The 11,928-nt window shown below is 75.1% G+C and carries 9 protein-coding genes; 7 read left to right on the top strand and 2 right to left on the bottom strand.

Annotated elements, in window-relative coordinates:
• Positions 1–90 precede the first annotated feature (90 nt).
• Together ACQPXG_RS13820 and ACQPXG_RS13815 are read left to right on the top strand one after the other, a co-directional pair.
• Positions 91–1,707, top strand: a complete 1,617-nt coding sequence (locus tag ACQPXG_RS13820; RefSeq protein WP_433468061.1) for a PucR family transcriptional regulator — start codon at positions 91–93, stop codon at positions 1,705–1,707.
• A 56-nt stretch (positions 1,708–1,763) separates the two neighbouring features.
• Complete coding sequence (locus tag ACQPXG_RS13815; RefSeq protein WP_433468060.1) at positions 1,764–2,558, top strand: alpha/beta fold hydrolase; 795 nt, start codon at positions 1,764–1,766, stop codon at positions 2,556–2,558.
• Here ACQPXG_RS13815 and ACQPXG_RS13810 read toward each other — a convergent pair.
• Positions 2,521–3,633 (bottom strand): NAD(P)H-dependent amine dehydrogenase family protein, encoded by a 1,113-nt coding sequence (locus ACQPXG_RS13810; protein ID WP_433468059.1) that lies wholly within the window; start codon positions 3,631–3,633, stop codon positions 2,521–2,523. The two genes, ACQPXG_RS13815 and ACQPXG_RS13810, sit on opposite strands and share 38 nt — an antisense overlap.
• Before the next feature lie 118 nt (positions 3,634–3,751).
• Between ACQPXG_RS13810 and ACQPXG_RS13805 the strand changes: the two genes are divergently transcribed.
• Positions 3,752–4,882 carry a carboxylate-amine ligase gene (locus ACQPXG_RS13805; protein ID WP_433468058.1) on the top strand — a complete coding sequence of 377 codons (1,131 nt, stop codon included), beginning with the start codon at positions 3,752–3,754 and terminating at the stop codon, positions 4,880–4,882.
• Positions 4,883–4,930: 48 nt separating this feature from the next.
• Here ACQPXG_RS13805 and ACQPXG_RS13800 read toward each other — a convergent pair whose 3' ends face one another.
• Positions 4,931–5,431 (bottom strand): helix-turn-helix transcriptional regulator, encoded by a 501-nt coding sequence (locus ACQPXG_RS13800; protein WP_433468057.1) that lies wholly within the window; start codon positions 5,429–5,431, stop codon positions 4,931–4,933.
• A 255-nt stretch (positions 5,432–5,686) separates the two neighbouring features.
• Between ACQPXG_RS13800 and ACQPXG_RS13795 the strand changes: the two genes are divergently transcribed.
• Genes ACQPXG_RS13795 through ACQPXG_RS13780 form a run of 4 tightly spaced genes read left to right on the top strand, consistent with a single transcriptional unit; the run spans position 5,687 to position 11,926 of the window.
• Positions 5,687–6,883 carry a hypothetical protein gene (locus tag ACQPXG_RS13795; RefSeq protein ID WP_433468056.1) on the top strand — a complete coding sequence of 399 codons (1,197 nt, stop codon included), beginning with the start codon at positions 5,687–5,689 and terminating at the stop codon, positions 6,881–6,883.
• Positions 6,880–9,237 carry a tetratricopeptide repeat protein gene (locus tag ACQPXG_RS13790; protein WP_433468055.1) on the top strand — a complete coding sequence of 786 codons (2,358 nt, stop codon included), beginning with the start codon at positions 6,880–6,882 and terminating at the stop codon, positions 9,235–9,237. The genes ACQPXG_RS13795 and ACQPXG_RS13790 overlap by 4 nt, the downstream gene beginning before the upstream one ends.
• Complete coding sequence (locus ACQPXG_RS13785; protein WP_433468054.1) at positions 9,234–10,598, top strand: PP2C family serine/threonine-protein phosphatase; 1,365 nt, start codon at positions 9,234–9,236, stop codon at positions 10,596–10,598. The genes ACQPXG_RS13790 and ACQPXG_RS13785 overlap by 4 nt, the downstream gene beginning before the upstream one ends.
• A complete protein-coding gene (locus tag ACQPXG_RS13780) occupies positions 10,595–11,926 on the top strand; it encodes a vWA domain-containing protein (protein WP_433468053.1) in 1,332 nt (443 codons plus the stop codon). The genes ACQPXG_RS13785 and ACQPXG_RS13780 overlap by 4 nt, the downstream gene beginning before the upstream one ends.
• The last annotated feature ends 2 nt before the right edge of the window (positions 11,927–11,928 follow it).

The following is an 11,928-nucleotide window of genomic DNA, read 5'->3' as shown; positions in this document are numbered from 1 at the left end:
CCACTTCTCGTTAACGGTGTGGCCGCGGCTGACATCCTGTAACGACAGGATCGTCGCCGTTGACACCCTGTCCGGATATCCTCGCGGGTGATGCTGCCCACTGTCGACGACGTCCTCCAGCTCGACGCGGTACGCCGCGGCCAGCCGCACGTCGTCGCGGGCGCGGACCGGATCGGCAACCGGGTCCGCTGGGTGCACGTCGCCGAGGTCACCGACATCGCCCACCTGCTGCACGGCGGCGAGCTCGTCCTCACCACAGGGATCGCGCTGCCCGACGAGCCCGAGCGGCTGCGCGCCTACATCGCCGACCTCGCCGAGGTCGGCGTGAGCGGCCTGATGATCGAGCTGGGCCGGCGCTACGCCAGCGTCCTGCCGCCCCCGCTGATCGCCGCCGCCGAGGAGTACGGCCTCCCGGTCATCGTGCTGGCGCACGAGCCCGCGTTCGTCGACATCACCGAGTCCGTGCACGCGCGGATCGTCCAGGAGCAGTTCGCCGAGCTGCGCGCCTCCGAACAGCTCCACGAGATCTTCACCCAGCTGTCGGTCGAGGGCGCCTCCACCGACGAGGTCGTCCGGCAGGTCGCGGCGCTGGGCGGGCACCCGGTCGTGCTGGAGAACCTCGCCCACCAGGTGCTCGCCGCGGACGCCGGCGGCGACGACCCGGCGGAGCTGCTGTCGGCCTGGGAGACCCGGTCCCGCGCCGTCCGGCCCGGCCGCCGCACCGGCTACGACGAGGCGTCCGGCTGGCTGGTCACCATGGTGGGCGCGCGCGGGGAGGACTGGGGCCGGCTGATCGTCGACCTCGGCTCGCCGCCGTCCCCGCGGGAGACCGTGCTGATCGAGCGGGCCGCCACCACCCTCGCCCTCGGCCGGCTGCTCGACCGGCACGCCGAGAGCGTCGAGCGGCAGGCGCACGGGACGATCATCGCCCGCATCCTCGCGCACGCCTACTCCGACCCGCAGGAGGCCGCCGCCCGCGCCCGCGCGCTCGGCGTCCCGCTGTCCGGCCGCCGCCTGCTCGGCGCCGTGCTCCGGCACCGCGGGCCCGCGGCCTCCGCCCCGCCCGTGGGAGAGCTGTCCCAGCTCGCCGAGACGGCCGCGGCCGCCTGCAAGGACGCCCGCCTCGCCGCCCTCGTCGGGGTCCTGGACGAGGGCGGCCCGCACGCCCGCGTCGGCGTCCTCGCCTCCCTGCCCGCCCGCGCCGACGCGGAGACGGCCCTCACCGAGGTCGCCACCCGCATCCGCAAGCAGTCCGGCGACACCGTGATGGCCGCCGGTTCGGTCGTGGAGACGATCAGCGACGTCCGCCGCTCGTTCCTGGAGGCCGAGCAGGTCGCCGACGTCGCCGCCCGCGGGTCCGGCGCCCGCCTCTTCTACCGCCTCCCCGACCTGCGGCTCCGCGGCCTCCTCCACCTGCTCCGCGACGACGCCCGGGTGCAGACCTTCGTCGAACGCGAGCTCGGCCCGCTCCTGGAGTACGACGCCGAGCGCGGCAGCGACCTCACCCGCATCCTGGAGCTCTACCTCGAATCCGGCCGGAACAAGGCCGTCGCCGCCCAGCGGGCCCACCTCTCCCGCCCCGCCTTCTACGAGCGCCTGCGCCGCATAGAGCGCGTCCTGGACGCCGACCTCGACGACGTGGAGTCGTGCGTCTCCTTCCATGTGGCACTGCTGGCCCTGTCGTCCGTCCGCTGGGAGCGCCCTTGATCCGTGACCGGTGAAGGCCGTCCGCCACGGGCCCTCCCGCGCTTACGCTTTACGTCATGGCGGACGCGGTATTGCACGTTCATCGATATGGGGAACCGGGCGGGGCGCCGGTCGTCCTGCTCCACGGCGTCACCGGCCACGGCGCGCGCTGGAGGCGGACCGCCGAGCGGTTCCTGGCGGACCGCTCCGTCCTCGCCCCCGACCTGCGCGGGCACGGCCGGTCGACGCACGAGCCGCCGTGGACGGTCGAACGCCATGTGGGCGACGTCCTGGCCATGATGGACGCCGAGGGCGTCGAGCGGGCCGACCTCGTCGGGCACTCCTACGGCGGGATGATCGCGCTGCATCTGGCGCGGACGGCGCCGCGGCGGGTACGGCGGCTGCTGCTGCTGGACCCGGCGATCGGGCTCGACCCGGCGAAGGCCGCCGGCGAGGCGCGCGGGCACCTGGCGCCGGCGTCGTTCGGCGACGTCGCGGAGGCCCGCGCCTACCGGGCGGCGCGCTGGTCGCAGGCGCCGGGCGAGGCCGTGGACGAGGAGGTCGCCGAGCATCTGGAGCACGGCCCGGACGGGCGGCTCCGGTGGCGGTTCGAGCCCGCCGCGGTGGTGACGGCCTTCTCGGAGATGGCCCGCCCGCACATGGCTCCGCCCGCCGGCATGCCCACGCACCTGGTCATCGCGACGGAGGCCGACCTCGTCCGGCCCGAGCTCGTGGTGGACCTCCGGGAGGCGCTCGGGCCGTGCCTCGACATCACCGAGATCGAGGCCGGGCACATGCTCTACGTCGACCGGCTTGAGGAGACCGGCACGCTGATCAGCACCTGGCTGGACGGAGCAGACGCCGCCCGGTGATCGGCGGCAGGGTCAGCGGAGTGTGCAGGCCGGGCGGGGCCTCGGCCACGGCACGGACCGCCCCGGCCATCCGCAGCGCGGACGACCCGGCGCCCCCGGGGCTGATCTCCTCTGGGGGGACGACCCCCCAGACCCCCTGGAAGGGCTCGCCGACCCGGCTCCCTCCGCTCCGCTGGAGCTCCGCTCCGGGAACCGGGTCGGCGATGTCCACCCGCCAGGGCGGCTCGCCGTCGATCTCGACGCGGTGGCCGCCGCCGCCCGCGGGCGGCGCGGGCCAGTGCGGGGCGATGTCCGCGCGCAGCCGCGCGATCCGGTCGATCGTGATCACGGGACGGCCGCGCAGCATGCCGGCCACCCGGGCCCGCAGCCCGGCCAGGGTCCCTTTGGCGATCGGGCCGATGTCCTCGGGGGCGGCGCAGAGTTCGTAGGACTCGCACACGTCGTCCAGCGGGACCGCCAGGTGCTCGGCGAGCAGGCGGACGACCGGCCCCCATTTTCGCCGCGGTGTGCCCGGCCGCACGATCGGCGGACGGCGGCCGATGGGGTTGCCGAAGCCGTGCCGGGTGACGGTCGCGGGGTCGTCCCGGCAGGTGAACCCGGTGATGGTGACACCGTGGATGCGCAGGCAGGCGCCGCTGAGCACCAGGGGGAGCACGTCGTATACCAGGCCGGGCCCGACGGTGAGGCAGGCGGCGCCGCCGGTCGCGCACGCCGAGCGGAGCCGGCGGACGAGCGCCCGGTCGGCGGACGGCGGGTGGACCATCTCCGGCAGGACGCCGGAGACCACGCCGATGCCCGCCTCCAGAATGCGGCACATCTCCCCGGCCACGTCGCGGGCGGAGGACGCCGTGTGGCAGATGACGTGCGGGCGCAGCGCCAGGAGGGCCGCCGGGTCGTCGGTCGCGATAACCCCGGTGGGGCGGCCGTTTCCGGCCAGCTCGCAGGCGTCCGCCCCGACGTGCTTCGGGTCGCCGGTGACGACGCCCGCGAGTTCGAGATCCGGATGCTCGATGAGGGCGGAAAGCGCCAGCCTGCCGGCGTTTCCCGTGCCCCACTGGCCGACGAGATAGGACATACCACCAGCTTTCGACCAAGCGCTCGGTCAATGGCGGGCGCATTGTAGGCACGGCCGTCCCGCGAGGACGAGCCCCGCGGGGGACGTACATCGGTGCGCTGCCGGGAAGGACATTCAGGTGACACTTCGCACGGGTCCGCGCACATTCGGGGTGGAGGAGGAGCTGCTCCTCGTCGATCCCGAGAGCGGTGCGCCCCAGGCCGTCTCCGGTTCCGTCATCCGCTACGCGCAGCGCCACGACGAGCTGTTCCTGACCGGCGGCCGGCGCTCCAAACCCCTGGAGACCGAACTGCAGCGCGAGCAGCTGGAGACCGCCACCCCGGTCTGCGCCACGCTCGGCGAGCTGTCGGAGCATGTCCGGTCGGCGCGGCTCGCCGCGGCGCAGTCGGCGGCCGGGGTCGGCGTCGCGGTGGCGGCGCTGGCGACGTCACCGGTCAGCGTCCGGCCGTCGCTCACCCCGTCGCACCGCTACCTGCTGATGGCGGACGCCTACGGGCTCACCGCCGACGAGCAGCTCACCTGCGGCTGCCACGTGCACGTCGGCATCGATTCCCCGGACGAGGGCGTCGCCGTCCTGGACCGGATCCGGCCGTGGCTGCCGCCGCTGCTGGCCCTCAGCGCGAACTCGCCGTTCTGGCAGGGCGCCGACACCGGCTACGACAGCTGGCGGCACCAGGTCTGGAGCCGCTGGCCGTCCAGCGGCCCGACCGAGCTGTTCGGCTCGGCGAAGGCGTACCGGACGACGGTCGAGGAGCTGCTCGCGACCGGCGCGCTGGTGGACGAGGGCATGATCTACTTCGACGCCCGCCTCTCCCGGCGCTACCCGACCGTGGAGATCCGGGTGCCGGATGTGTGCCTGGACGCCGACGACGCCGTGCTGATGGCCGCGTTCGTCCGGGCGCTGGTCGACACGGCCGCCGCCGAGTGGCGGGCCGGCGCGCCGCCCGACCCGGTGCGCGCCGACCTGATGCGGCTGGCGATGTGGCGGGCGGGGCGCTCCGGGCTGCGCAACGACCTCGTCCACCCGTGCACCCGCCGCGCCGCCCCGGCCCGCGAGGTGGTGCAGGAGCTGCTCGGCCACCTGTCCCCGGCGCTCGACCGCTCGGGCGATCTCGACACGGTCACCGGCCTGCTCCAGGGCCTGCTGCGACGCGGCAACGGCGCCCAGCGCCAGCGCGCGGACTTCACTCGCACGAGTGACGTCACGACCGTCGTCACCAACGCCGTCCACCACACGGCCGCGGTCTGACACGGGGCCCCGGAGCCGCGGCGCCGCGGCTCCGGGACCGAGGCCGGGTCAGGCCGTCCGGCGCTTCTGGAAGGGGAGGTAGCGGTCGGCGCGGCGGGGACGCGCGAGCAGGCCGGTGGACTCGACGGCGAGGATGCGGTCGAAGCGGAAGGCGCGTACGCCGCGCCGCATCCGGCACCAGCCGACGAGGTACCAGTGGTCGCGGTGGACGAGGCAGGTGACCGGCTCGACCTCGCGGATCGTGACGTTGGCGCCGGCGTCGCCGTAGCAGAGCCGGACGACGCGGTGCTCGGTGATGGCCGCGGCGATCACCCGGGCGCGGTCGGAGGTGGAGACGTCCAGGGGCTTGGTGAGGGTGGCGAGCGTGGTGGTGACCACGTCGTCGTGCGGAGTGGCGTCGAGGAGGGTGTGCAGGGCCCGGCGCGCGGTGGTGGCCTGCGGGCCGGTGCCGAGGTGCGCCAGCGAGAGCGCGAGGGCGGCGATCTCCGCCGCCGTGAGCGCGGCCGGCGCGGTGGGCGCGGTCTGGGGTTGCGTCGCAACGTTCGCCATGGTTCGATCATACGTTCGAACACTGACATTTTGGAGGTCCCGGGCACGGTCTGGCCGGGTCAGGTGACTCAGCGGCGGGCGGCCGGAGGCCATGATCGGCTTCGCGCTTGAGAAGGCGCCCTCGCATGGGGAAAACTGAGGCACGAAACGTGCTCTATTCGGGGGAATCGGGGGCGAACATGGGCCTAGCGTGGACCGGCGTTGAGTGACGCGCGCGTGGGCCGGCCCCCGATGAGCCGAGACGAGGCGGACAGGATGCTCGCACGCCTCAAGGACGAGAAGGACCGCATCGGCGGCGCGCTGCTGGAACTGGAGGCCCACCAGGGCTACCAGCTGCTGGAGGGCGCGACGCTGGCCGGCGAGACGCTGAGCCTGCAGTCCGACGTGCGAACGCGCATGGCGTCCCTGTGGATGCTGTACGACCTCTATGGGAACGTTCTCTCCGCCGCCGAGGACCTCAGGGCCCGCCACGGCCGGCCTGGGCAGGCGCAGCTCGCCGAGCTCACCCGGCTGCTCGACGGCCCGTCGGTGGAGATGCCCGCCCAGGAAGTGCCGCTGGAGCGGCGGACCCTGCTGTCCGTCCCGTCCGGCGAGAAGCTGACGCTGCGCGCGGCGGTCGACCGGATGACGCCGCTGTACGAGGAGGTCGCGCGGTCGGTCGCCGCGCTCGACACCGTCTGGTCGACGCTGCTGTCGCGGCTCGCGGAGGTCGAGGCCGAGCGGCGGGCGGCCGAGGAGCTGCTGGAGTCGCTCGGCGGAGTGGACCCGGACTTCGAGCGGCTCCGCGGCGAGCTGGAGTCCGTCGCCGCGGTCGTGCGCTCCGACCCGCTGGCGCTGGCCCGGGACGGCCTCGCCGACACCGCCCGGCTGGACGCGGTCCGCACGGGTCTCGCCGCGGCGCGCCGCGCCCTGCAGGAGGCGGAACGGCTGCGCGACGGGTTCGCCGGCCGGATCCGCGGCGTCGCCGCCGTCCTGGACCTGCTGCGCGAGGCGGAGGCGGAGGCGCGCGCCGTCCGCGACGAGGTGGTCGCCAAGATCGCCTCCCCGGTGCTGCCGGACCTGCCCGGCTCCGCCGCCGCGCTCGCCGACCGGCTCACCGCCGTCACCCGGCCCGGCGCGGGCACGGCCGCGCGCGGCGCCGGGTGGAACGACGTCGCGCGGCGCGTCGCCGACCTGGAGCGCGCGGCCGACACGGCGCTGGCGCAGGCGCGCGAGACCGTCGGCGTCATCCGGGGGCTGCTGGACCGGCGCGAGGAACTGCGCGGCCGGCTGCAGGCGTACCGGGTGAAGGCCGCGCGGCTCGGCCACGCGGAGGACGCCGAACTGGCCGGGCTCTACGAACAGGTACGCGTGCTGCTGTGGACCTCCCCGTGCGATCTGCGGAAGGCGACCGTGGCGCTGAGCGGATACCAGCGGGCCATCACCTCACGGGCTAAGGGAGCGGATCGATGAGCCAGTGCGCGCAGCCGGGCTGCGGCGGGACGATCTCGGACGGCTACTGCGACGTCTGCGGCAACCCGCCGGCACCCGCCGCGCCGAGCGTGCCCGCCCCGCGCCCGCCGATGGAGCAGCCGGACGACGCGTGCCGCCAGGCCGGCTGCACCGGCACGATCATGGACGGCTACTGCGACGTGTGCGGCAACCCGCCGGCGCACACGACCCGGGTGCCGACGAGCGGGCCCGGCACATCCGGTACGTCCGGCACCACGGGCACGGGCAGCGCGGGCACGGGCAGCACCCGGACGGGCAGCACCCGCACCGGGTCGTCCCGCTCGTCCGGCCGCCGGGGCATGCTCGGGGCCGGGCTCGTCGAGGTGCCGCGCGTCCCCTACCGGGACCCGTCCGGGGCCGTGCTGAGCGACCCGGAGGTCGCGGAGTCCAAGCGGTACTGCAGCGGCTGCGGCGACCCCGTCGGCCGGGGCCGCGGCGACCGCCCGGGGCGGACGGAGGGCTTCTGCCCGAAGTGCGGCGCCCGGTTCTCCTTCACCCCGAAGCTCGGCCCGGGCGACCTCGTCGGCGGCCAGTACGGGGTGCTGGGCTGCCTCGCCCACGGCGGGCTCGGCTGGATCTACCTCGCCAAGGACCGGAACGTCAGCGACCGCTGGGTGGTGCTCAAGGGGCTGCTCGACAGCGGTGACGCCGACGCGATGGAGGCGGCGGCCGCCGAGCGCGCCTACCTCGCCGAGGTCGAGCACCCGAACATCGTCAAGATCTACAACTTCGTCCAGCACGACGGCGACGGCTACATCGTCATGGAGTACGTGGGCGGGCAGTCCCTCAAGGACATCCTGCTCCAGCAGCCGCTGCCCGCGGGCGAGAAGCACCTCCCGCTCGCGCAGGCCATCGCGTACGGGCTCGAGGTGCTGCGGGCGTTCGAGTACCTGCACGCGCAGGGCCTCGTCTACTGCGACTTCAAGCCGGACAACGTGATCCAGTCCGAGGAGCAGCTGCGGCTGATCGACCTCGGCGGGGTCCGGCGCCTGGACGACCCGGACGGCGCCATCTACGGCACCGTCGGCTACCAGGCGCCCGAGATCGCCGACGCGGGGCCGTCCGTCTCGTCCGACCTGTACACGGTCGGCCGGGCCCTGGCCGTGCTCAGCTTCCCGTTCAAGGGCTACACCAGGAAGTACGTCGACTCGATACCGCCGCGCCCGGAGATCTCCGTGCTCGATCGGTTCGAGTCCTACGACCGGCTGCTCCGCCGCGCGACGCACAAGGAGCCGTCGGCGCGGTTCCAGGACGCGGCCGAGATGGCCGAGCAGCTCACCGGCGTGCTGCGCGAGGTCCTGGCGGCCGAGGACGGCACGCCGCGCCCCGCGCCGTCCGGGCTGTTCGGCCCGGAGCGGTTCACCACCCGGATGGCGGGCGGGACGCGGGAGGAGTCCGCGCTGCCGCCCGTCCCGCCGGCGGTGGCCGCTGCGGCGCTGCCGGTACCGCTGGTGGACGGCGCCGACCCCGCCGCCGCGTTCGTCTCCGGGCTCGGCGCACTGGAGCCCGCGCAGGCCGCCGAGGCGGCCTCGAACGCGCCGGAGCGCACGCCCGAGGTCAGGCTGGCGCTCGCCCGCGCCAAGATCGAGCTGGGCGAGGCCGGCGAGGCGGACGAACTGCTCTACGAGCTCGCCGCCGAACGTCCCGCCGACTGGCGGATCGGCTGGTACCGCGCCGTCGGCCTGCTCGCCCAGGGCCGGGTGGACGAGGCCGCGCCCCTCTTCGACCGGCTGTACGGGCTGCTGCCCGGCGAGCCGGCGCCCAAGCTGGCCCTCGCCTACTGCCGCGAGCGCTCGGCGCCCCGGGAGGCCCTCCGCCTGTACGAGATGGTGTGGCGCACCGACCAGAGCTACATCAACGCGGCGTTCGGCCTCGCCCGCGTGCATCTGGCGGCGGATGACCGGCGCTCCGCCGTGGCCACTCTCGACTCGGTGCCGAAGATCTCCATCCGGTACGTGCCCGCGCAGGTGGCGGCGGTCGCGACGACGGTCCGCGGCCGCCCGCCCGCCGAGCTGTCGGCGGCCGAGCTGGTCGCCGCCGGTGACCGGCTCGCCGCCCTCGACCTGGACGCCGAACGCCGCGAGCGGCTCGCCGCCGAGGTGCTGGAGGCCGCGCTCGGCTGGCTCCTGGACGGCCGCAGCACGGCGGCGAGGACGCAGGGCGGCGCCCTGTTCGGCTCCCCCCTCGCCGAGAGACCGCTGCGTCTCCTGCTGGAGAAGACCTACCGGGAGCTGGCGCACCGCACCCGTGACCGGGACGAGTGCCGCCGGCTCGTCGACTCCGCCAACGCCATACGCCCGAGGACGCTGCTGTGACCGACGACCACACCGGAGCCGACAACACCGGAGCCGACGCGACCGGAGCCGACCACGCGAAGGCGGCGGAGCTGTCGTGCCCCGCCTGCGGCGCGGTCGTGTTCGCCGAGGAGATCTTCTGCGAGGAGTGCGGCCACCGGCTGGCCGAGGCCCCGCCCGCGTCCGCGCCGGCGGGCCGCGACGGCGCGACGATCAGGCAGGAGTCGTCGCCGTCCGCGCGCCGGCCCGGGGGCCCGTGTCCCGGGTGCGGCGGGACGGCGATCGACGCGGACGGCTACTGCGAGACGTGCGGGCTCCGCCAGCCCGCCGAACGCGACCACGTCGAGATCGAGCTGCCCGCCCACGGCGCCGGGAACGGGTCCCGGCCCGCGGTCGCCGCGGGGGCGAGCGACCGCGGCCTCCGCTACAGCCGCAACGAGGACGCGCTCGCCCTCGCCGCCCACGCCGCCGGGATCGCGGTCGTCGTGTCCGACGGCGTCGGGTCCTCGCAGCGTCCCGAGGAGGCGTCCCGCGCCGCCGCCGACACCGGCGCCGCCGAACTGGTGGAACGCCTCGACTCCGGCGAGGACGCCGAGGACGCCACCCGGCACGCGGCGCTGCGGGCCGCCGCGGCGGTCGCGGCCCTCTCCACATCGCCGTCCGACGCGCCCTCGTGCACGTACGTGTCGGCGGTGACGCGCGGCCCGGTGGTCACCGTCGGCTGGATCGGCGACAGCCGCGCCTACTGGCTGTCCGCGGAGGGCGCCGCGGAGCCCGCCGGGAACGGGGCGCCGGGCCCGGCTCCGGACGAGGCAGACGCGGACGAGGTCAGCACCGGCGACATGGCGGAGCTCGGCTCGTCCCGCCGGCTCACCGAGGACGACTCCTGGGCCGCGTTCATGGTCGCCGAGGGCTCGCTGACCGAGGCCGAGGCGGAGGCGCACCCGAACGCGCACGTCATCACGGCGTGGCTCGGCGCCGACGCGGGCCAGGTCAGCCCGCACATCGCGACGTTCCGGCCGTCGGGCCCCGGCACCCTGCTGGTCTGCAGCGACGGCCTGTGGAACTACTTCCCCGGGGCCGGCGACCTGGCGGCCCTACTGGCCGGCGCTCCCGAGGCCGGCCCGGGCGGTGGCACGGAAGGCGAAACGGGCGGCGCCCCCGACGACGGCGCGGACGGCGAAGCGGGCGGGGGCGCGGGCGAAGCGGCGCACGATCCGGCGGCGGACCCGCTCGGCGTCGCGCGGATGCTGGTCCGGCAGGCCCTGGACGCCGGCGGCCGCGACAACATCACCGTCGCCGTGATCCCGCTCCCCTCCCCCGGCACGACCGACAGCCGCATCCACGAGAGCATCCCGCAGATCACGGAGCAGCCCCGATGAGCGAGCAGCCGCAGTTCACCATCTCGATCGACCAGAACAAGTACCTGCCCGAGGGCGGACGCGAGGTGCACGCCGTAGTGTCGGTCGAGGCGACCGCCGCGGCGGGCGCCCCCGTCCCGTCCTCGACGCGGGCGTCCGAGGTCATCATCATCGACACCTCGGGATCGATGTCCTACCCCGAGACCAAGCTGCGCGCGGCGGTCGCGGCGGCGCAGGTCGCGATCGACACGCTGCGCGACGGCGTCGAGTTCGCCGTCGTCTCCGGTTCCAACTCCGCCGCGATGGTCTTCCCGCGGCACCCGGGGCTGGTCGCGGCGACGCCGGAGACCCGCGCGGAGGCCAAGCACGTGCTGAGCGGTCTGCGGGCGTCCGGCGGCACCGCGATCGGGTCGTGGTTGCGGCTGGCCGACCAGCTGTTCGGCGACCGGGCCGGCATCCGGCACGCGATCCTGCTGACCGACGGCAAGAACCAGCACGAGACGGCCGCGGAGCTCGACGCGGCCCTGAACCAGGTCGGCGGCCGGTTCGTGTGCGACTGCCGCGGCGTCGGCACCGACTGGGAGGTCGCCGAGCTGCGCAAGGTCGCGTCCGCCCTGCTCGGCAGCGTCGACATCGTGGCCGACCCGGCCGGGCTGGTCGCCGACTTCCGTGCCATGACGGAGGCGGCGATGGGCAAGTCCGTCGCCGACGTCGCGCTGCGCGTGTGGACCCCGCAGACGGCGAACCTGCGGTTCGTCAAGCAGGTCATGCCGTCGGTGGAGGATCTCACCGGCAAGCGCGTCGACTCGGCACCGCAGGCGGGCGACTACCCGCTCGGCGCGTGGGGCGCGGAAAGCCGCGACTACCACATCTGCGTGGAGGTGCCGCCCGGCGAGGTCGGAAAGGAGCTGCGCGCCGCGTGGGTGAAGCTGGTCGTGCCGGGCGCGCCCGGTGAGGAGGCGCAGGTCCTCGCGAGCGCGAACGTCCTCGCCCAGTGGACGGACGACGAGGCGGAGTCCACCCGGATCAACCCGCGGGTGGCGCACTACACCGGGCAGGCCGAGCTGGCCTCGGCGATCCAGGAGGGGCTGCAGGCCCGCAAGGACGGCGACCTCGACACCGCGACCGCGCGGCTCGGCCGGGCCGTGGTCCTCGCCGACGAGGCCGGGAACGACGCGATCACCGCGATGCTCCGCAAGGTCGTGGACGTCGTCGACCCGGCGACCGGCACCGTCCGGCTGAAGCGCGACATCGACAAGGCCGCCGAGATGGAGCTCGACACCCGCTCCAGCAAGACGGTCCGGACGCGCAAGGACGAGACCGTGACCACCAGGAGGGGCGAGGGCTGAGC

The organism is Spirillospora sp. CA-128828, from assembly GCF_050945415.1.
In the GTDB taxonomy this organism is placed as follows: domain Bacteria; phylum Actinomycetota; class Actinomycetes; order Streptosporangiales; family Streptosporangiaceae; genus Spirillospora.
Note: the sequence above shows the minus strand (reverse complement) of the source record. Positions and strands in the feature narration are given on the sequence as shown.